This window comes from Paenibacillus sp. J23TS9 (genome assembly GCF_018403225.1).
Classification (GTDB): domain Bacteria; phylum Bacillota; class Bacilli; order Paenibacillales; family Paenibacillaceae; genus Paenibacillus_AQ.
This window is the reverse complement of record NZ_BOSG01000005.1, coordinates 269,887-290,930: the sequence shown is the minus strand read 5'-3', so window position 1 is coordinate 290,930 and position 21,044 is coordinate 269,887. Positions and strand designations below refer to the sequence as shown.

The following is a 21,044-nucleotide window of genomic DNA, read 5'->3' as shown; positions in this document are numbered from 1 at the left end:
AAAATTTGATAATTCGCATTAAGTTTACCCCTTTCTTTTGATTAAATCGGCTTCATTCATCTTGATTACATGAAAATAATACCTCTGCTACAAACTATAGTCAATCATAATTATGCAAATCAATACGCAAATTATATCTGAAAATTGCTGCAACTTTTTCCGCAAATGAGTTGACCTTTGCCTTTTTTTTACTTAACATAGAGAGTGAGATTGTCAATCTGCTCTACATCTTATATGAAATTGAAGGCAGGTCATATCATGCCCACATTAAAAGATATAGCCGAACGCGTCGGCGTTTCTATCTCTACCGTTTCCCGCGTTCTGGCCGACGAATCAAACCGCTTCTTTAACAGTGAGACAAGGCAAAAGATTTGGGACGCAGCACGAGATTTGGGTTATACGGTTAAGCTTCCTGCCCAAGAATCCCCTGCGCAGGTCAAAAAGATCGGATGCATTGTATCCACCATGCAAGGGCGGCATTACCATCCTTATTTCTCGGTCATTTTTGAAGGTATCGAAAAGGAATTGTCCCAACAAGGAAACAAAATTGCTTTCATTCTTACGCAGGAAGATTTGAAAAAACCTGAGGTTTTGCAGCAAATTACAAGCGAGAATCAAACAGATGGCCTGATTATCATAGAAGGCATCGAAAACAAACTGTACAGTCAAATCAAAAAACATGTTCAACATATCGTTGGCATCGACGTGTCCGATCCAAGCATCCCAACGATCTCTTATGACCGCGTCGAAGCTGCCCGTGCAGCTGTTCAGCATCTGATTGATCAGGGTCACCGCGAGATTATGTTTATTGGAGGAACCGGCTTATCCGGAGAATTGGACCGGGAGAAAAGATTCCGCGGCTACAAGCTGGCACTGGAGCAAGCCGGGCTGACGGTCCATCCGCAGCATGTCCTGAATGCGGAATGGGAGCCGGATAACGCCTATCATCTCGTTCTGAAATATCTTGATAGGCATAGCGTCCAACTGCCGACAGCCGTTTTTGCGGCCAGTGACATTATGGCGATGGCGGCGATGCGTGCCATTTCGGAGAAAGGCTACCGGATACCGCAGGATTTTGCCATTATAGGTTTTGATGACAATGAGCCGTCCCGCTATACCGTTCCTCCGCTTTCGACCATTCATATCCCGACGCTCGAAATTGGAAGTGTGGCTGCACGAACAATCCTGCAAAGTATTCAAGCGCCTTATCCGCTGCCTATTAAGATCTTGCTGCCATTCCAGCCCATCTTCCGTCAGTCCAGCAATTCGAAAATATAACTGATATGTTAGAAGCCTCTCTTAGGGTGCTGAAGGAAAAAACCTTCCAGTCCTATAGAGAGGCTTTTTTAACGTGGCATCTGCATCTGTTGGCTGGGCTCCAACCTATAAAATGACTTCAATAAAAAAATATTGACAGCAACCAAGCAACTCTATATTATTATCTCAGGCATGATACTGAGAATCATTATCATTTATATGTCAGGATACATATTTTCATATAAAAAGGAGCTGCTTTACTTGAAATACAATGTCATTCTTCCCACGGGTATACTGGTCGCCTCCCTGCTCTTCAGCGGATGCGGGCAAAAGGAAAACGTTGAAGCTGATCCTACGCCTGCCGCACCAGCCACAACGGAGACGAGTGCAGCTCCTGCTGCAGCCGATTTTACCGCTGCGATTGAGCAATATCGGAACTTCGCGGTTGAGCAGTGCGATCTGTTTGTGAAAGAAACGGAAAAATTCACAAATGCGGTCAAAGCCGGAAAGCTGGACGAAGCCAAAAAGCTTTATGCACCTGCTCGTGCTTACTACGAACGGATTGAGCCGGTTGCCGAGGCCCTTGGAGATCTGGACCCGAACATCGATGCACGGGTGAATGATGTTGACGCAGCTGAATGGCGCGGCTTCCACCGTATAGAAAAAGCCCTTTGGGAAGATAAAACTACAGCTGGCCAAGAAGGTTTTGCCGATCAGCTGTTGAAGGACGCTCAGCTTCTTAGAGCAAAAATCGAAACGATCGATATCGATGCCAGCCTGATGGTTACCGGTGCTGTGGAGCTTCTGAATGAAGTATCCTCCTCCAAAGTGACCGGCGAGGAAGAGCTTTACTCCCATACGGACTTGTATGACTTTGCTGCCAACGTTGAAGGTGCCAACAAAATTTTCGAAATTTTGAAACCGGAAGTGGCAAAAAAGGATGCTGATCTGGAGAAAGAAATCGGTGACCGCTTCGCCACTCTGAAGCAGGAGCTCGATGCGTTTAAAAAAGGCGATGGCTATGTGGATTACACCGAGCTGAAAGAAGATCAAATCCGCAAGCTCAGCCAGAACCTTGATGCGCTAGCTGAACCGCTGTCCAATATGGGCAAGATTTTGGGAGTGTAAACACATGTCAGACCGTAATAAGAATTCAAACGATGATTCAATAATGAAGAAACCAATGACCCGCCGTGACGTCCTTCGTCTGGCGGGCACCGGAGGTCTTGGACTTCTTCTTGGAGGCGGCGCCATTGGCGGCCTGTTCACGGCGGAGAATAACCATAAAACAGAAGCGGCCCAGGCTCCGGTAGCGGAAGACCGTATTCCTTTTTATGGCCAGCACCAGGCGGGCATTATCACTCCCGCGCAAAATTTCGTTTGCTTTGCTGCATTCGATGTAACCGGAAGCGGCAGCAATTCACTGCAAAAGCTGTTCCGGACATGGACGGCGGCTGCGGCGGCGATGTCCGAAGGCAAACAGGTCGGCGAGGAGAACAATAATCACAATCTGCCGCCAGTCGACACCGGTGAATCCGTTGGCCTGAATCCATCCCGCCTGACAATTACCTTCGGAGCGGGAACTTCACTCTTTGACGACCGTTTTGGTTTGTCCTCGAAGCGCCCTCCTTCCTTTAAAGAGCTGCCCGCCTTTAACGGCGAGCAGCTGGAACCACAATGGTGCGGAGGCGATATCGGCGTGCAGGTTTGCGCTGACGATATGCAGGTAGCCTTCCATGCGGTCCGTAACCTGGCCCGGATGGCGCGCGGAACGGCAGTTCTGCGCTGGGTGCAGGAAGGCTTTCAGCGTTCAACCCAAGCCGATCCATCCGGAGGAACTCCCCGGAATCTGCTCGGCTTTAAGGATGGCACGGGTAATCCTGCTGTTACCAGCGGGCAGGACATGGATAAGGTTGTCTGGGCGCAGGGCAGTGACGGAGCTGCCTGGATGGGGGGCGGCAGTTATATGGCTGTCCGCCGCATCCGGATGCGCATTGAAATTTGGGACCGCTCTAGTCTGAAGGACCAGGAGGATACTTTTGGCCGCTATCGTACCAGCGGTGCCCCTCTCGGCTCCAAGAATGAATTTGATCCTGTGGATCTCAGCGCGAAGGATGAGAAAGGGAATCCTCATATTCCGGCAAATTCCCATGTTGCTCTTGCCCGAGGAGACGGCTCTCTCCAGATGCTACGCCGCTCATACTCCTATTCCGGCGGCATCGATCTCAAGACTGGGCAGCTTGACGCCGGGCTGTTGTTTATCAGCTACCAGCGCGACTTGATCAAACAATTCGTTGCTATGCAGCAGAAGCTCTCGAAGAGCGACCGCTTGAATGAATATATTTTGCATGTTGGCAGTGCCGTATTTGCATGCTTTCCAGGGGCCTCCAAGGGCGGATACATCGGAGACACCTTGTTCTAGAGCTGGTTGACTTACACCTGTTCATTAATTTGCTTTAAAGGAGATCACTGCGTATGCGGCCAAGAAATCATTTCATGCCATGTAATCAACACAATAGAAAAAGACCTGCCGCGTTGGCCTTTCTGTTCTTAGCCATGCTCCTCGTTCTCCATTTGACTGCGGCACCGGCTTTTGCAGAGACTGCACCCGCCTCATCCGTTGACCATCTCCTGCCAGCTGTAGGCAGCGCCCTTGTGGAAGCAGGGCAGCAGCAATGGAAAGAAGCTGCCGGGGATCTTCAGCAGTTTAAGGAACAGTGGCTTCTCGTTAAACAAACGGGAAGGAAGGATCTCGCCGATGCTGAAGCCCAGGTCGATGCTGCCCTGGCGGACGCTGAGTCAAAACTTCAGGCAGAAGATGCCGGATCCAAACAGGCTCTTTCCGTACTGGCCAAAGCGGTCAATACATATGTCGAGGCATCTGCGGAACAGCAAGGGGGCAGCAACAAGGCATCAGGCGGCACGGAAGCCGCCAGTAAGCTCATCCCTTTTGCCAAAGAGAGCCTTTCTGCCATTGAGAGCAAGGACTGGGTCAAGGCCAAGTCCAGCTACCAAAATATTGTCGACGCATGGCCAAAAAGCGAAACACCCATCCGCAGCGAAAACTTTGCCGTATACGGTCAACTGGAAACGCAGATCAGTTTAGTACGAATTGCCCTGCAGGCTGACCCGGTTCGTGAAGAGCAGGCAGCACAGGAAATGAAGAAGCTGCTCACGCTCCTGACCGATTATACGGAAGGAAAGATACAGAATACCGGCTTAGCTGAAAGCGGAAGCAAATATACATTGTCCGATCTTCTGGGCATTCTGGAAACGGTCCGTCAGCAGACAGTGGAAGGTCAAAGTGATAAGGCTGCGGATAACATGAACAAATTTATCGCGGCATGGCCTTCCGTCGAAGGCGAAGTCCGTATTTCATCGCCGGCCTTGTACACCGAAGTCGAGAATCAAATGTCTGAAGTTTCAGGGTACCTTCTATCATCCCCTCCACGTGATAAGGAAGCATTAACCTTAATCGAAGAAATGAAAAATTCTTTGACACCCATCGCGGGAAGTCATAGCTATACCGTTTGGGATGCTGCACTCGTGCTGCTCCGTGAAGGTCTGGAGGCCATTCTCGTCATCGCAGCACTGCTGTCCTATCTGAAACGCAGCGGCAATAGTGCGGGACGTAAATACATATGGTCTGGTGCTGGCACCGGGTTTGTCCTGTCGATTATTCTGGCGGTTGTACTCACCTACACCATTTCACAAGCTGCTTCTGGCAGTGCCCGTGAAATGATTGAAGGCATCACCGGTCTGGTTGCCGTTGTTATGATGATTACGGTCGGTCAATGGCTGCATAATAAATCCAATACAAAAGCCTGGAATCAATATGTAGGCAATCAAGTCAGCAATGCCCTTGCCAAAGGCAGTCTCTGGTCGCTGTACTCTGTGGCTCTGCTGGCCATTTTGCGGGAAGGGGCGGAAACAACCATATTTTATGTCGGTATGGCTTCCTCCATCCCGATGCTTCAGCTGATTTTAGGCGTCGTGATCGCGCTTGTCATTCTTGCCATTTTGGGATACGCGATTATTGTCCTCAGCGCATCGCTGCCGCTTCGGGCCTTTTTCCTGGGAGCCACGCTGCTGATTTACTATCTGGTATTCCGCTTCCTTGGTGACAGCGTTCATTCCCTGCAGGTTGCGGGCCGTTTGTCGGCACATTCTCAGTCTTCCCTGCCGTCCATCTCATGGCTCGGCATGTATCCTACCTGGGAAACCTTTATACCGCAAATGATTATTCTGGCCTATATTGTATGGCAAATCTTGCGGCAGGAAGTTGGAAGAACAAAAAAAACGCGTATTAGTGCATAATCGCTAATCCGACATAAATGTACCCGAGTCAAAGCCCGTGTTCCGGTGAACGCGGGCTTTGTCATTTCCTGGGGAATGACTGTCCAAATAAATCCGGATTGCCCCTTGTCACCAGGAGACTTTTGACCTATGATGGGGTTAGACATAAAAATAATTTTCTTATTATGAAAAACAATAGCTAAAATAATTTTCATTCATTTTATGAGTAAGGAGGTCCTTTCGTGGCACCTATCTTGTATGCCCTGGCACAGGAAAAAGAAAAACTGTCCCAGCAGGAACGCCGGATTGCCGATTTTATTCTCTCATCCCCGGCGGAAGTCGTGCATATGGGAATCAAGGATCTGGCCGAGCAGTGCGGAACCAGTCCTGCCACGGTGACCCGCTTTTGCAAAGTATTCCATTTAAAGGGTTATCCCGATTTGAAGGTCAAGCTGTCCGCTGAAATTGCCCATACGGAAATGCAGGAACGAAGTCACGCTTCTTCCTACCAGGACATCGTGGCCAACAACCCGTTATCCAAAATTGTGGAGGCTATGGAAGCCAACCATCTCACCTCCATCCGGGATACCACTTCACTGCTGGATATGGGCCGGCTCTCAGAGGCCATAACGCTGCTGTGTAAGGCACAGCGGATCGATTTGTATGGTGTTGCAACCTCATCGGTTGTTGCACTCGACTTCTACCAGAAGCTGATCCGCATCGGTAAAAACTGCACCGCCTTCGCAGATCCCCATATGCAGATCACATCTGCTTCGACACTCACGGACCGGGATGTGGCTGTCGCCATTTCATATTCCGGGGAAACCGAGGAAACGCTCAATGCTCTTGCCTGTGCCAAAGACAGCGGAGCACGGACCATTACCCTTACTTCTTACAGCAGCAACACGCTGGCATCCTTGGCCGACATTCCCCTGTTTGTTTCTTCTCTCGAGGAAGGCATGCGCAGAGGCGATATGGCTTCAAGGGTAGCCCAGCTTCATATTATTGATATTCTTTTCATGGGCATGAGCAGCGAGCAGTTCGGACAGTATGTTCCCAAGCTGGAGCAATCTTATCAGAATGTCCGGAACTACCGAAAACCAAAAGGAGGTCATTAACAAGTATGAACATCTACACATTTAAGCAGGAGGCCGATTTTATTTCCACCGGTGCGAGCCTCATTGCAAGTCTGCTTCACACGAAACCGCGGTCGGTGCTGGGCCTTGCGACAGGCAGTTCGCCGATCGGCATCTACCGGCGCCTGATTGAAATGAATCAGCAGGGACTTGTCAGCTTTGCCAAAGCTTCCAGTTACAATCTGGATGAATATGTAGGTCTGCCAGAGGGTCATTCCGAGAGCTACCGTTATTTTATGAACGACAAGCTCTTTAACCATATCGATATCAAAATGGAAAATACGCATGTACCTAACGGTAATGCCGCAGATCTCGAAGCCGAATGCAGAAATTATGATACGATGCTGGAAGAGTATGGCCCGGTGGATCTTCAGATTCTTGGACTGGGACATAATGGACACATCGGATTTAATGAACCGGATGAAAGCCTTGTTGGCGGGACGCATGTCGTTGAGCTTCAGGAAAAAACACGGACTGCGAATGCACGCTTCTTCCCTTCACTCGCTGACGTACCAACTCAGGCCGTTACGATGGGCGTAGGAAGCATTTTGAAAGCCAAGCAGATCCTGCTGCTCGTTCGCGGAGAAGATAAGGCTGAAATCGTCAAACGGGCCTTAAAGGGGCCGATTACGTCCCAATGCCCGGCATCACTTTTGCAATGTCACCCTAACGTTGTCGTGTTACTGGATCAAGGAGCTGGGAGGTTGCTATCATGAGTGACGTATCAGGCCAACTGCTGTACGGAAAAGTCGTTATTCCGGGCGGAGTGATTGAAGAAGGCGTTGTCGCCGTTCAAGACGGCAGCATTGTCTATGCGGGCGAGGTTCAAAATCTGCCGGAACGTTGGCAGGAGTTAATCCCGGGATGCAAAAAAACAGACGGATACATCGTTCCAGGCTTCATCGACGTTCATGTGCATGGCGGGAGTGGCGAGGACTTCATGTATTCTGGCAAGGAAGAGCTTGATAAAATTACCTCATTCCACTGTTCCCAAGGGACAACAGCCATGCTTGCCACCTCGATGACCGCTCCTAAAGCTTCGATTGATAAGGTGCTGAAGGAAGTCAGTGAATACCAACAACAGGATATGCCTTACACCATCATCGAAGGCGTGCATTTGGAAGGACCTTTTATCAGTCCGAAATGGCCTGGGGCCCAAAATCCGGAGCATATCGTCAATCCGAACGTGGAATGGCTGGAAGCCTGGGAAACTCAGTATCCTGGATTGATTAAACAAGTTACCCTGGCTCCAGAGCGTGAAGGTGCGTTGAACGCTATTGCCTGGATGGATGCGCATGGCATCAATGCCGCCCTGGGTCATACGGATGCTACTTATGAGGAAGTGGAAGCCGCGGTGGAAGCCGGTCTCCGTCAAGGCGTGCATACGTTTAATGCCATGACACCGCTCCATCACCGCAAACCGGGAACAGCCGGCGCCGTTCTTAGCGATGACCGGATCCATGCCGAAATTATTGCTGACGGCATTCACGTACATCCGGCCTGCATTTCTATTCTCGCTAAATTGAAAACCAATGATAACCTCATTCTGATAACGGATGCGATGTCCGCTGCGGGTATGCCGGACGGCGACTATACCATTGGCGACCTGCCAGTGGAAGTCAAAGACGGTATCGCCATGCTGAAAGGCGAATCGAGCAGTCTGGCCGGAAGCACGCTGACCATGATTAAGGGCTTCCGCTATCTGGTTGAAACCGTAGGCTTGACCGTAGAACATGCTTCCCGCGTTGCCAGCTATAATCCAGCCAAACGTCTTCGTATTCAAGACCGCACAGGTACGCTGGAAGCAGGTAAGCAGGCCGATGTTCTATTGCTGGATGACAGCTTGAACATTCAAGGCGTATGGGTACGTGGACGCCAGGTATTTTAATTCTTTACTACACAACAATGATTTATTAAAGTCCTCTGGATTCTTCATATCTGGAGGGCTTTTTTTGATCATGGTAGGTTGACTTGTCTAATTCTGAGCCAAAATAAAAAAGCAGTCGCGTTTAGGCGCGAAGGCTGCTTTTTCATTGGTTACTGCATCATATGATGGCCAGCAGGCGTTTTGCCGAGTGGTGCGGAAGGTGTGTTACCCATTGGTGTCACACGGTTCGTATTATTGGTATTTATATTGTTATCAGTTCCAGTGTGCATCGGGAAAATACGTTCAAACATAGTTGAAAGCTCGGATACCATACCATGAATCGGATGGCCGTTTTTCACCTCGGTTGCATAATTGCTGACCCGTTGGACAAAATCAGGATTAGCAGAAACATATACATTGGTGATATTTGGATCTGCTTTTTTGATGACATCGGTAATTTTGGTTTTGATTTCCGCACTCACGTTGTCCTTATTCTCGGATAAGGTTTCATTCGTGCCAGAGGTTCCCGATGTCGTAGCATTGAATCCATTGCTCTTCGTAATGGGTTCGCCAGAGCTAGTAGTATAATTATGCAACCGGCTTGTTCCGGTTCCCATATCTGTTCCTGTTCCTGTTCCATTTCCAGTCACACCACGCATAATGCCATAACTGCCGGTCCCCATCGTGCCGTACAAACCGCGGTTATTAGCGCTCGTGGAGCCGCTGCCAACGCTGTTATTATTAAAGCTGCTGTTGTTCATCGTTCCGAAGCTGCTGCTGCGGAAATTGCTATTGGTACTTTTCATACCATAGTTCCCTGTGATACCTTTGGTTCCCATATGGCCTTTGGTACCGTCTTCCAGAGTTACGGCCACATATGCACTATTGCCTGTATGCAGCACATTTGCGGTACGAACTTCTTTTAATGCTGCAACCTTGTCTGCAAGCTCTTGGGAAGACGTCAGGTTGCTGGTGTTATGTCTTGCCCCATCCGTACTATACGTCGATAAGCGATTTCCGTCTCTTAAGGAATTCACATTCAGGCGTCCGTTCATTCCGTTCAGCCCGCGGGCATCATGGACATTTTTTGTGCGGACATTGGTGTTGGCAGGCTCTTTCGTTGTACAACCAGCCACACCAGCCACGCTTACAAGCAGTGCAGCAGATATCGAAAGACTAATCGCTTTGGATCGCATCATGAGTTCATCCTCCGTTATGAGTTTGATGTAGTAACATCTTTTAGGATGACCGTGCGATCATGACGCTATGCTGAAAGGATTTGGCATTCCGATGCCATAATGTTATTCTGCATGTGATGCAGCCTTCAATTGGTCAATTTCCTTTTCCAGTTGCTGCACATCCTTTAAAGTTACTGGATATACCATGGATTTTCCAGCCGGAACGATCCAAAGTGTCTCCGGATACGCCGGTTCAACCGCGATCTGGTATACCTTATCACTGCTGTCCGGACCGCTTAAGAGAGTAACGGTTGAATCAATGACTTCGGCTTTTAATGAAGAAGCTTTTCGTGAGGAATCCGAATCCTTGGTCAGCATCGCATTCATTTTCGAGATGATCATATTTACATGATCAGTAGTGATCGGTTCCCCGTTCAGAGTCCATCCGCTATCTGCCACATTCTCTTCTTTGCTTGCCTGCTTGAGGATCCATGAAGTTCTTTTACCATCCCACTCAATGGAAGTCACATCCTTGTTTATCCAAACTTCAGTTTTTTCCGCTCCAGATTGTTCCTTTGTCTCTGCCGGTGAGGAAACGGTACCTTTTGGATATGGATCCTTCGTTTCATAAGGACGGAAAAAATAGGCTGCACAGGCAATCAGAATCATACATATAACGATGATGATGGCGGGTATCCATTTTTTATTCAAAGTCTTTATCTCCTTTCCTATGAACCTATACCACTATTAACATGTTACCCCAGTTACTGATCTTTACTACCCTTCATTCCTATAATTCCTGAACTCCCCCACTGAAATAGGGAGATGCCTAATGCCAATAAATTACCTTCCACATACGATAGATCATAACCCATCCTTCAGGAGGTAATGACATGAAAACGGTGGTGGTAACAGGCGGAGCCGGATTTATCGGGTCTCATCTTGTACAGGAACTGGTTGAATTGAAGCAGCATGTCCATATCATCGATAATCTGTCCACTGGCTCGGCTGGAAAGGTCCATCCCTCTGCTGTTCTGCATGTTGAGGATATACGGAGTCCAGCGGCGCTTCAGACGATCATCTCCTTGAAGCCGGATACGGTATTTCATTTAGCCGCACAGGCGGATGTTCAGCAGTCTATAAGCAATCCAAGGCTGGATATGGAGATCAATACCGGTGGGACTTTGAATATGCTGGAGGGCTGCAGGAAGGCTGGCGTCCGTAAATTCATTTTTGCTTCGACATCGGGAGTGTATGGCAATCTGGATAAGGAATTGCTTGAAGAAACCGACACAGCTATGCCTATCTCATTTTATGGCTTGTCCAAATATGCAGCTGAACATTATATCCGTCTTTATGGCCAATTGTTTGATATCGATTGGACGGTTCTACGCTTTGCCAACGTCTATGGTCCCGGTCAAACCTCCAAAGGCGAAGGCGGAGTTGTTTCCATTTTCTTAAACCAGCTCCTGCAGGATAAGCCCCTTACAATTAACGGAGATGGAGAGCAGACCCGAGACTTTATTTATGTAAAAGATGTCGTTTCGGCACTTTCGGCAGCCCAAAGCTCAGACAGCCGCGATATACTTCATGTCAGCACCGGCACAGCAACTTCCGTCAACCGGCTGGTTGCTCTGCTCAGGCAGTACCACAGCCAGGACATCCCTACTCAAAACCGATCCGCCAGGGCTGGAGATATTCGAAACAGCTGTCTCTCGAACGACCGAATCCGCAGCAGCCTAAACTGGAAGCATCAATTCAGCATCGAGGAAGGACTTCAAGAAACCTACCTTCATTTCATCAAACCCGTATCATGAACGTCAGCGAAAGTGTGTGGCCGATCCATGCATTATTTAACACCGGGTCGGCCTTTCCGTCTTACAAGTCATTCCGGAGTAAATACGCTTCCTTCCAAAGCATACGCGACAAGACGTGCCTTCTGTTCGCTGGAGCGTACGGTTAAATAGAAATGACGCATGCTGCTGTCTGCGACCAGTGTGTAATTTTCTCTCGTGCGGGCCTTGGCAAAGCAGGTTTCCAGTGTCCAGTACACGGCAGGTCCATCGGGCATATCCCTTCTCAAAAAGAACTCAAGCTCCCCGAGATCACACAACGGTTTTAACCAGGATGCATCAATGGCCAGAACTACCCGGTCTCCTTCAGAAATCCCTTCCAGCGTAACGGAGGTCAGCACGATCTCATCAGCCCCTACTACAAACGAGTCAAATGAACCCGCTACGGCTTCCTGCCTGGTTTTATACTTGAGTGTCATCGTCTCCATCTCCTCTATATTTGATTCAGCATACGTATGAAGCTTAAGCAATATAAATGGGGGTTAAACTCGGTTTGCAGCAGCCTGAGAGCGTTGTTCCGGATGTTTTCCCTGTGTTCGGTATTGGTCATCAAATCCAGTGCTTCCTGTACCGCCTGCGCGATATTGCCAAGTGTATAGCTCTTGCCGGTGTCGTTATGACGGATAAATAATGCCACCCCATCTGAATTCGTAGCGAGTACCGGGCATCTGCAGCTCATGGCCTCCAGGACGGATAGGGGGCCTCCTTCCACTTTGGACGTGGAGCACATGAGCCCACCCGAATCGCCAATAGACGAAAATAAATACTGCATCTGGGCATTGGCCACATTCGAACGGAGAGTCAGACGCGAACGAAGCCCCAAATTATGGACCATCTGCTCAAACTGCTCACGTTCATGGGGATCGGACAGATTGGGATCTTCAAACATCCACAGGCTCACATCAGGAATATAGTAGGAGAGCTGGTGGCCGATATGAAGAAACTCCCTCCAGTTTTTATTATCCTCCATCCGCCCAAGCCAGGCGATAACAGGATGCTCCGGTTTGGCTGCTGGCCGATACGTGAAGGCTTCGGAATCAAAGCAGTTTGGAAAATGAAACTGGGGAATATGGGGAAACAATTCCCGGAACAATGCAGCAATATGCGGCGTGCAGGGATTAAGTAATGCATCGGCGTATCTGTTCACATAAGGCAGTGCTTCAATCAGCTGCTTTCTGGCATTTTCTTTTGGACCATAACCCTGAATTTCCAGCACCAGCTTACCTGTATAGCCAAGCTCTCTGAATCTCGGAAAACTGGTATGATCCGTTGTAACTACAATCACATCATAGTTTCCGGAAGTTAGTATGCCGCGAATTTCATCATCATTATTGGTGATATACATCGGAACTTCATCATTGTTTTGCACTCCCGCCCCCCAAAAGTAGTAGAGGCAGGAAGCATGAATTCCGTATTTTTTCAGAGCCTTGCACCGCAGCCGATTCAGCGTATCCATACCGCCGCTAGGTACATAGAACACAAACAATACATTCATGTCATATCCCTCCCCCCGTTTATAACGTACGGATGGTATCCTCCTGCGTATATAAAGCAATTAAATTGCCATGATCGCGGACTCTTACGGTAACCCAGGTATGGTCGTAATGGTTCACATTCGTTACCAGTACAAGCTGAAAAGGCAGATATCCCGTCAAAATATCATATAAGGGTACGGTACTGCCCGGACTTACATGAATTAGCTGTACATAAAAAAGCCCCTGATTGCCATAGCCGTGAACGAGCATCTCAAAGCCTTCAGTTCCGCCGTTGGTTACCTCAATATCACAGGATTCAATATAACGGCAATCAATTGGGGAAAAGGGCGCTGATTCGAGTCGTAATATGGACATAACCCATCCTCCTGAAATCTAGTCATATCCCATCGTATGATTTTCCCGGCCAATGGTACGGGCGTATGGCTTTAGCCGCTCACCTAAATATCAGACAGGAGTAAACGAGCATACAGGCGAACTTGGAGCAAAGCGCATTTACTATAGAGTGAAGAATTCAAAATTCGCCTATGAAAGGAAGGACTCAAACATGCGGATAGCTGATCTCAAAGGGACCTATGATGCCATTTTCAGCCTTGGAGATTTATGTCTGGCTTCCATGCAGCTTGAGAAGTTAGATCTGCGCCCCTATGCCGGCCCGCTTGATTGGATGGCTACTTACAATTTGGCTGACGTGAATCGCCTGCTGCGGAACCATTTTGCCAATTTTATGGAGTACAACAATCTGGTCGTAGAAAAACGGATCAGTGACCAGCTTTATCTGGTCAGAGAAACCAACTATGATTTCCTCTCGAATCATGATTTTTTTACGCACAACAACTTTCCTCCCTATCTCGCCGCATACCCGGAAGTAAAGGCAAAATATGACCGCCGTGTACAGCGCTTTATGGAGAAAATGGCTTACAGCCGCAACATCCTTTTTATCCGGACCGAAGGGTCCTTCGAGCATGCACAGGAGCTTCAGACCGTCTTATCTGGCCTTGTGGCGCATGATTTCAAAGTCCTGCTTATCAATCACACCGCTGTACCAAACGTGGTGGAGACAGACTGGCCGCTTGAAAAGATTTGCTCTATTCAATTGCCCAACGACGAGAAATGGGATGGGAATGATCATCTCTGGACTGACATTTTTAACGGGATTCATCTAAACGAAGATTAACTTAACCAAAGGGGCCAGCCCATAAAGCAGATATCCTGCTTACAGGCGGCCCCCTTTTTTTCACGATTATGATCAATCAAAAGTCAAAACTTCCATATCAGGAAGGGTATAATTCGGGGGTAATTGTTCAAAAATCCGGTTCCAGACTGCATAGTCTACCAGCACACCGATATGTGATGACTGCACTGCAAAGATCCGGTTATACAAATCTCCGATGACCATATATGGATCTCCTGGCACGGCTCATCCTCCTTTCATCTCTCATGCTAAATTTATAGGCTTGACGCCGCCCTTCCATACGCATTCAGAAGCCTTGCAATCATTTGATCCATGGACCAGTGCTCCTTCGCCCACTGAGCCGCATTTTGTCCTAGCATAAGCCGGTATTCATTATTTTCGAGGAGCAAATTGAGATGCTGCGCAAGTGTCAGCGGATCCTTTACCGGCGAGACCAATCCCGTTACGTTATGCTCAACCATCTCTGGCAGCCCTCCGGCATTCGAGACACATGCAGGCAGTCCGGCAATTTGCGCTTCCATGACCGAGAATGGCTGGTTATCCTGAATACAGGAATGCACAAAAATATCAGATTGCATCAGCAATGCCGGGATATCGCGCCGTTCACCCATGAAAATCACATCGTCCTGCAAGGAAAGGCCTGCCGTCTGCTGCTGCAGTTCTTCATGCTTTTCCCCTTCTCCCACAATCCAGCACACCCAGTCATTCCGCATATATTTTAGCATCCCAAGCGCGGAAATCAGCACGTCGATCCCTTTAACAAAGGCAAGTCTGGCGGGGAAAATAATGACCTTTTTGCCTGGGGGCTTTTGGATATCGGTTCCCAGCTGCGCGCTTTGCCAGAACGGGATGGCATCCAGTCCGTACTGAAAGACTTCAATCCGCTGCTCCGGCACGCCGAAGTCATGCACGAGCTCATTTTTCTGCCACTCGGTGGAGGTGATCGTCAGCTGTCCTGAAGAAGCGCCATAATACTCAATCGAGTTAAAATATTTCCATGCGGGCGAATGATCCTGAATACCAAGCTGCGGATTCAGCCGAAAGTGATTATGCAGCTCACCACTGACGGAACCATGAACCTGAACGACCAGCGGGACATGCGCAGGCTTCACACGGCTCAGTGCTCTCGCAGCAAAAATATCCTGTGTATGAATAACATCATATTGCCCCAGACCAAAATAGGCAGCAGACAACTCCATATTGTAGCGGTCTTCTTCATAGAAATTAATAATCGAATCGCGGTGTAGTAGTGGAGTATGGGCTGCCGACAGCTTTGCAGATAATAAAGGCCGCAGGGCCGTCTTGTGCAGTTCCTGGCCTCGGTTGATGATATGGAATTTGGAGTAATCCGGGCTGTTGCCGAGCAGATCAACCTGATGTCCCATCGCTTCGAGCCGTTGCTGAATCTGCAGCATATATTTCCATACCCCGCCGACATGGGGAATCAGCCAGTAGGTTGCCAGTAATATCTTCATGCCTTCTCCTTTCCATGGGTCCGGCAGGGCCGGATTCATTAAGGGTAATCCATCATTAGCGGACAATATACTATATTGATAAAAATCCAGTTCCGACCCGACTATTGAACCCATCAACCATAAAAAAACGTCTATCGACTAAGCTCCGCTGGTGTTATATGCCTAGAATTAAAAAAAGGCACCGGAAACCGGTGCCCGAGGCTGAAAAAACCAGCCATAAATCATCCTATAATATTAGTCTGAGAAAGCCACTGCCTGGAAGCTCTCCGGTCCTACCCGCGTAGGAACTACCGCAAGTCCTTCCGGAATGCTGATAAAGGCCTGATAGACAACGAATTCGGGATTAGTCGTAAGCAAATCCACCCCGGATATCGTAAAGGCATCGGTCGTAAGCAGCAGTGTCCCTACCGGAAGAGTTTCTGTTGCAGTATAGATGGGGAAGGATACACCGCTGACAACTCTAACGATCGTGATTGTAATCGGAACAAGGACAGCAACAACCGCACTCAGCGTAACCGTAGCCGAAAAATGCACGGAAAGATTCGGACCAGCGGCAGCGGTATTCAGACCCAAAGATCCAAACAAAGCCGGCGTGGTGCTTGCAGGAATGGCAACAGCACCTGCAGTAGAGACGTTTTGAGAAATTTGACTGTCAACCAAAACATTTGGCATTGTTTTTCCCTCCTTTCATACTATAACTATGCTATTCTTTCAACGTTCGCGTGGACGAACTGTAAGGGCTGCCATCCAAAAGTGTTCAAGATCGTTCCATTATAGATATCAGCGGTCCCAGTGAACTGCGCACATTTCCAAGCGTCACGGCATACTCCTGCTCAATCACCGCCTTGTGGCGGATCGTCCCCATAGCCTCATGCTGGCGGTAACCTACCAGCGGTTCATCCAGAAACGGAAGAGGAAACCCAGCCTGGATCACCCTTCTCCAGAAATCCAAATCATGTGTATACGGCAAGTTTTCGTCAAAAAGACCGACGTGGCAAAACAATTCCTTTTTCATCATCACCGTGCAGCCGTTGACCGGATTGCCATTCATAAAAATCCGGTAGAAATCCAGTATATTCGAAAAGGAGCATCCTGCTCTAAAGGAGGTGATTTGGCTGAACCTGTCTATAACATTGAAATTAGTATGTGATATAAAAGCGCCTTGCTGCATCATAAACTGGACCTGATGGCTTATTTTCTCCGGATAAAACAGATCATCGGAGCTAAGCCAGGCAATATATTCCCCTGATGCATACCGTATACCGTGGTTCAGCGCACTCGCGGTTCCGCCATTTCCCTTGCCCAAATAATAGATATGAGAGCGAAAGGGAGCCAGCCTGTCTGCATAGCTGGTAGATCCGTCGTCCACCACGATGATTTCCAAAGGAGCGTAGCTCTGTGACAAAGCACTCTGCACCGCCTGATCTACGTAAGGGTCATTATAAAAAGGAATAATAATGGTCACCAGCGGTCTCATCATGCCCCTCCTTCCCGCTTATGAAAATGCTGCAAAACATCATGGAGCGAAGTCTCAAGCGGTATTTCCGGCTTCCATCCGAGCTCCGCCATTCCTTGTCCTTGTGACTGGAGTTCGAGCGGAACAGACGAATCCGGCTCATCCCCCCATTCCAGCGGTGCCTTGCTGCCGGCAATATTCATCATACTGAGCGCTATTTTCTCCAGTGTATGCTGGGTTCCTGAACTGATCGTAACGGTATGTCCCGGCGTTCCCTTCTTCAGTAAAAGATCATATGCTTTTACCGCATCCCTCACATCCAGAAAATCACGCCGGGCATTCCGGGAAGAAATTTTAAAAGATGCGGTTTTCCCTTCATGCTCACAAGCTGCGATATGTCGGGCGAGCAGGGCGCAAAATCCTGTTGAAGGTCCCGGACCTATGAGATTCGATGGTTCAGCAAGAATTACAGCCTGGCCAAACAAGACTTCCCATGATAGTGCAGCGGCTTTTTGCAGGCTCTTACTGAGGCTGTATGGATGTGGAGGCTGAAAAGGAGGTTCAAGCGGGAACACTGCCATGGAGCCGGCGATAACAATTCTGCAGGATGGAAGCGAGCGCAGTGAATTCAGGAGATAAATAGTCGGAAGTACATTGGTTTCCATATACAGGAGTGGATTCTCCCATGATTCCGGGACTGAATTTTTGCCGCCAAGATGAAGCACATAATCCGGAGCAATGCTTTGGACCAACTTCTCAAGCCCATGCTTGTTTAATAAATCGCAAGCATAATACGTAACCCCCTCCGGAACCTGTCCCAGAGGAATTTTCCGAACCATGGCGGCTACCTGCAGGCCCTTACCGGCAAAATACCGGCAGGCATGGCCGCCGGTAAAGCCCGAAGCCCCAGTAATCAGTACGACACGCTTGCGGAAGGAAGCTCGTTCATCCATCTCTCCAACTCCTTCAGCATGTCTCGGTAATGAGGAACGGAATAGTCAATGTCTGTTCGGGTAGATACCAATGTCCGGTCCTGCACCGGCTGCTCAGCAGGCATCACGGTTACTCCACGTATATTCCATATCTCCTGAAAAAGCAGCAGCAGGTCATGCTTACTTATCGGAATGGGATGGGCAAGATGTATCAATCCGGAAACCGGTGAAATCATTAATTGATCGATAGCTTTGGCCAGCTCCAGCGTCGTCACTCCATTCCAAAGGACATTACGGTAACCGGTAACGATCCCTTTCTGGGACATAAACCAATGCATAAGCCCGATGCCATGACTTCGGATTTCCGGTCCGATAATGGATGTGCGTATAGTCAGATGTCCTGGTGCACGGACTTCACCAAGCGCTTTAGTCATGGCATAAGCGCTGGTTCCATCCGGTGTATCATCCTCTTCGTAGCTGCCCCGCGTCCCTTCAAACACACAATCGGTACTGATATGAATCAGACGGATTCCAAGCACATCAGCGGTCCGTTTCAGTCTATGGGGCAGGAAGCCATTGATATGATAAGCATTGATTCGGTCTTCTTCCGCATAATGATTCAAAACACCGATGGCATTGATCACAATATCCGGTCTGACAATTTCCAGCAATCTGTCGGCCATGCATGATTCAGAAGCGTCAAGAAAAAGCCCCCCGGGGCTGTGTTGATCCCGGGTTGTATAGAATACCTGATGCTTTCCCTGACGCTTAAAATAATCGACCAGCATATGCCCTGCCATCCCGTTTCCTCCCAGAATTAGCAGCTTCATTGCAGGAACCCCCCGCGTTGGAGAATGTCTCTGATCTCCTCTTTGTTCATCAGATGGTAATTCGAGCTAAAGCTGCTGAACGATACGGCTCGGCAGTGACTATAGCGTTCCTTCAGCTCAGGCATATGAAGAGTCGGCAGGATCACGAGATATTCCTCGTCATACACTACCGTCGTCAGGCTCTCATAATCGCTCATCAGAATCTCATGAATCTTCTCTCCTGGCCGGATGCCGGATTCTATAATCTCCACATTCTCTTTGCCGGAGTCCTCGATCAGCACTTCCGCCATATCGACAATTCTGCAGGCAGGCATCGTCATAACGAATATTTCACCGCCATAACTCTCTTCAGCGGCCTTGAACAACAGCTTGATCGCATCCCGAAGCGTCAGGAAGAAGCGGGTCATCTCCATATCCGTAATCGAAACCTGCCCTTTGACCCGAATCTGATCCTTAAACACATGAACTACGCTGCCATTGGTACCAAGCACATTGCCGCCTCGAACTGTGACAAACCGGGTTTCACTATTCAGAAGATTTGCATAAACGATAAGCTTTTCTCCGATGGCTTTAGTCATACCGTAGAAATTGGATGGATTTGCCGCTTTGTCGGTAGATATATAAAATACCTTCTTTACCTTGTTCTCAATGGATGCCTCAATGACATTCTGAGTGCCGATTACGTTGGTTTTGAGCGCTTCGTAAGGCTGATCCTCACAAACCGGTACATGCTTCAGCGCTGCAAGATGAAATACATAGTCTATGCCCTGACATGCCGTAACCAGCGCATCCTTGTCTCGGATATCTCCGATCCGGAAGCTCAGATGTCTGTCTTCAAACTCCCGGCTCATGGCCACCTGAGAAGATTCATTGCGTGAATAGACAACAACTTCCTTCGGCTTTAGCCCCAGCAGCTGGGCGATCAACTCGTACCCCCATGAGCCGGTGCCCCCGGTCACCAATATACGTTTATTTTCAAACATGAACTTTCCCTCCAAGCAAAAATTTAACTACCTTATCTGAAACATTTTCCGTCAAGTAACCTTCCGGACACACCCAGCCCCGGTTCAGACTAATCATCAGATCAGCCGCTCGATATATTGCTTCAGCATCTAGACCAGACACGATATTGCTGCCGCAGTCCACTGTCTCCGGGCGCTCTGTCGTAGACCGCATGGTTACGGTAGGGACCTGCATGATACAGCACTCTTCTTGTACGGTCCCGCTATCCGTTAACGCGCAGCAGGTAAACCGCTCCAGCATGACAAAATCAAAAAAACTGAAGGGCTCGTGGAATTCGACCAGTGGATGCAGCGATAATGATTGTTGCCCGGTAATACGTGATGCTGTACGCGGGTGGATACTGCAAATAATCCGGCGTCCGTACGCCTCTGCAATCCGGTTCAGCCCCTCTACAATCTGCTGCAAACGGACCGGGTGATCCACATTCTCCGCGCGATGTGCCGTGACCAGAAAATACTCCTTCGGCTTCAGGGAGAGTCTGTTCAAAATATCGCTCTCTGCGATAGATTTCTCGTAATGCTTCATGACCTCGTAGATCGGATTACCTGTCAGGACAATGCGCCGGCTGGGGAAGCCTTCTGCCAGCAGATGCTTCTTGCTCTGCTCCGTATAAGGCATATTAATGGATGAAATGGCATCAATGACCTTTCTGTTTTTTTCCTCGGGTACATTCAGATCAAAGCAGCGATTCCCTGCTTCCATATGAACCACAGGGTATCCCAGTCTTTCCGCGAGTACTGCGCACAGCGCGCTGTTGGTATCACCAAGCAGCAGTATTTTATCGGGTTTCTCTTTCTCCAGAATAGCCTCCATTTGAGAAAACATGGATGACAGCTGTTCTCCCAGTGAAGCAGCTGCGTCCTGCAAAATATAATCTGGCGAGCGTAAGCCCATTTGCCTGAAAAAAATCCCGCTCAGCCTATCTGCAAAATTTTGCCCGGTATGCACAAGCACATGCCGCTCCGCATACCGGTCCAGCTTAGGAAGGATGAGGCTGAGGCGAATAATTTCGGGTCTGGTGCCCAAAATCGTCATAATTCTCATAGCGTCCGT

Annotated in this window: 22 protein-coding genes; 9 read left to right on the top strand and 13 right to left on the bottom strand. The window is 48.8% G+C overall.

The window, feature by feature from the left end; all coding sequences use genetic code 11:
* Nucleotides 1-258 precede the first annotated feature (258 nt).
* The 7 genes from KJS65_RS25270 to nagA all read left to right on the top strand — a co-directional run bounded on the left by KJS65_RS25270 (nt 259) and on the right by nagA (nt 8,577).
* Nucleotides 259-1,278: a LacI family DNA-binding transcriptional regulator gene (locus KJS65_RS25270; protein WP_213652579.1), complete on the top strand. Its 1,020-nt coding sequence runs from the start codon at nt 259-261 to the stop codon at nt 1,276-1,278.
* A gap of 240 nt (nt 1,279-1,518) precedes the next feature.
* Nucleotides 1,519-2,385: an iron uptake system protein EfeO gene (gene efeO / locus KJS65_RS25265; protein WP_244864802.1), complete on the top strand. Its 867-nt coding sequence runs from the start codon at nt 1,519-1,521 to the stop codon at nt 2,383-2,385.
* 4 nt (nt 2,386-2,389) lie between these two features.
* Nucleotides 2,390-3,679, top strand: a complete 1,290-nt coding sequence (gene efeB, locus KJS65_RS25260) for an iron uptake transporter deferrochelatase/peroxidase subunit (protein ID WP_213652577.1) — start codon at nt 2,390-2,392, stop codon at nt 3,677-3,679.
* 53 nt (nt 3,680-3,732) lie between these two features.
* Nucleotides 3,733-5,574, top strand: coding sequence for an FTR1 family iron permease (locus KJS65_RS25255; protein ID WP_244864800.1), 1,842 nt, complete (start codon nt 3,733-3,735; stop codon nt 5,572-5,574).
* Between the two features lie 221 nt (nt 5,575-5,795).
* On the top strand, nt 5,796-6,671 hold the full coding sequence (locus tag KJS65_RS25250; protein WP_213652576.1) for a MurR/RpiR family transcriptional regulator: 876 nt from the start codon (nt 5,796-5,798) through the stop codon (nt 6,669-6,671).
* 5 nt (nt 6,672-6,676) lie between these two features.
* Complete coding sequence (gene nagB, locus KJS65_RS25245) at nt 6,677-7,405, top strand: glucosamine-6-phosphate deaminase (RefSeq protein ID WP_213652575.1); 729 nt, start codon at nt 6,677-6,679, stop codon at nt 7,403-7,405.
* Nucleotides 7,402-8,577, top strand: a complete 1,176-nt coding sequence (gene nagA / locus KJS65_RS25240) for an N-acetylglucosamine-6-phosphate deacetylase (protein ID WP_213652574.1) — start codon at nt 7,402-7,404, stop codon at nt 8,575-8,577. The genes nagB and nagA overlap by 4 nt, the downstream gene beginning before the upstream one ends.
* A gap of 149 nt (nt 8,578-8,726) precedes the next feature.
* Here the strand turns inward: nagA and KJS65_RS25235 are convergent, their stop codons facing one another.
* Nucleotides 8,727-9,755 (bottom strand): YhcN/YlaJ family sporulation lipoprotein, encoded by a 1,029-nt coding sequence (locus KJS65_RS25235; protein ID WP_213652573.1) that lies wholly within the window; start codon nt 9,753-9,755, stop codon nt 8,727-8,729.
* Between the two features lie 102 nt (nt 9,756-9,857).
* Nucleotides 9,858-10,445, bottom strand: a complete 588-nt coding sequence (locus KJS65_RS25230; RefSeq protein ID WP_213652572.1) for a hypothetical protein — start codon at nt 10,443-10,445, stop codon at nt 9,858-9,860.
* Between the two features lie 182 nt (nt 10,446-10,627).
* On the opposite strand from KJS65_RS25230, the gene KJS65_RS25225 reads away from it, so the two are divergent.
* The gene (locus KJS65_RS25225; RefSeq protein ID WP_213652571.1) at nt 10,628-11,551 is read left to right on the top strand and encodes an NAD-dependent epimerase/dehydratase family protein; all 924 of its coding nucleotides are present in this window, start codon (nt 10,628-10,630) and stop codon (nt 11,549-11,551) included.
* A 68-nt stretch (nt 11,552-11,619) separates the two neighbouring features.
* On the opposite strand, the gene KJS65_RS25220 is transcribed toward KJS65_RS25225, so the two are convergent.
* Genes KJS65_RS25220 through KJS65_RS25210 form a run of 3 tightly spaced genes read right to left on the bottom strand, consistent with a single transcriptional unit; the run spans nt 11,620 to nt 13,437 of the window.
* Nucleotides 11,620-12,006 carry a hypothetical protein gene (locus tag KJS65_RS25220; RefSeq protein ID WP_213652570.1) on the bottom strand — a complete coding sequence of 129 codons (387 nt, stop codon included), beginning with the start codon at nt 12,004-12,006 and terminating at the stop codon, nt 11,620-11,622.
* 14 nt (nt 12,007-12,020) lie between these two features.
* A complete protein-coding gene (locus tag KJS65_RS25215) occupies nt 12,021-13,082 on the bottom strand; it encodes a glycosyltransferase family 4 protein (RefSeq protein WP_213652569.1) in 1,062 nt (353 codons plus the stop codon).
* A gap of 19 nt (nt 13,083-13,101) precedes the next feature.
* Nucleotides 13,102-13,437 (bottom strand): hypothetical protein, encoded by a 336-nt coding sequence (locus KJS65_RS25210; protein WP_213652568.1) that lies wholly within the window; start codon nt 13,435-13,437, stop codon nt 13,102-13,104.
* Nucleotides 13,438-13,627: 190 nt separating this feature from the next.
* Between KJS65_RS25210 and KJS65_RS25205 the strand changes: the two genes are divergently transcribed.
* Entirely contained in the window at nt 13,628-14,257 is a 630-nt protein-coding gene (locus KJS65_RS25205) for a DUF1796 family putative cysteine peptidase (protein ID WP_213652567.1), read from the top strand.
* A gap of 72 nt (nt 14,258-14,329) precedes the next feature.
* Here KJS65_RS25205 and KJS65_RS25200 read toward each other — a convergent pair whose 3' ends face one another.
* The 8 genes from KJS65_RS25200 to wecB all read right to left on the bottom strand — a co-directional run bounded on the left by KJS65_RS25200 (nt 14,330) and on the right by wecB (nt 21,035).
* Nucleotides 14,330-14,497 carry a hypothetical protein gene (locus tag KJS65_RS25200; RefSeq protein WP_213652727.1) on the bottom strand — a complete coding sequence of 56 codons (168 nt, stop codon included), beginning with the start codon at nt 14,495-14,497 and terminating at the stop codon, nt 14,330-14,332.
* A 32-nt stretch (nt 14,498-14,529) separates the two neighbouring features.
* Entirely contained in the window at nt 14,530-15,750 is a 1,221-nt protein-coding gene (locus KJS65_RS25195) for a glycosyltransferase family 4 protein (RefSeq protein WP_213652566.1), read from the bottom strand.
* Between the two features lie 234 nt (nt 15,751-15,984).
* Nucleotides 15,985-16,422: a hypothetical protein gene (locus KJS65_RS25190; protein ID WP_213652565.1), complete on the bottom strand. Its 438-nt coding sequence runs from the start codon at nt 16,420-16,422 to the stop codon at nt 15,985-15,987.
* 85 nt (nt 16,423-16,507) lie between these two features.
* Entirely contained in the window at nt 16,508-17,227 is a 720-nt protein-coding gene (locus KJS65_RS25185; protein WP_213652716.1) for a glycosyltransferase family 2 protein, read from the bottom strand.
* Nucleotides 17,227-18,159, bottom strand: coding sequence for an NAD-dependent epimerase/dehydratase family protein (locus KJS65_RS25180; RefSeq protein ID WP_213652564.1), 933 nt, complete (start codon nt 18,157-18,159; stop codon nt 17,227-17,229). The genes KJS65_RS25185 and KJS65_RS25180 overlap by 1 nt, the downstream gene beginning before the upstream one ends.
* The gene (locus KJS65_RS25175; protein WP_213652563.1) at nt 18,120-18,968 is read right to left on the bottom strand and encodes an SDR family oxidoreductase; all 849 of its coding nucleotides are present in this window, start codon (nt 18,966-18,968) and stop codon (nt 18,120-18,122) included. The genes KJS65_RS25180 and KJS65_RS25175 overlap by 40 nt, the downstream gene beginning before the upstream one ends.
* Nucleotides 18,965-19,951 carry a polysaccharide biosynthesis protein gene (locus KJS65_RS25170; RefSeq protein ID WP_213652562.1) on the bottom strand — a complete coding sequence of 329 codons (987 nt, stop codon included), beginning with the start codon at nt 19,949-19,951 and terminating at the stop codon, nt 18,965-18,967. Before KJS65_RS25170 ends, KJS65_RS25175 begins: the two co-directional genes overlap by 4 nt.
* Nucleotides 19,944-21,035, bottom strand: coding sequence for a non-hydrolyzing UDP-N-acetylglucosamine 2-epimerase (wecB, locus tag KJS65_RS25165; protein ID WP_213652561.1), 1,092 nt, complete (start codon nt 21,033-21,035; stop codon nt 19,944-19,946). Before wecB ends, KJS65_RS25170 begins: the two co-directional genes overlap by 8 nt.
* Nucleotides 21,036-21,044 lie beyond the last annotated feature (9 nt).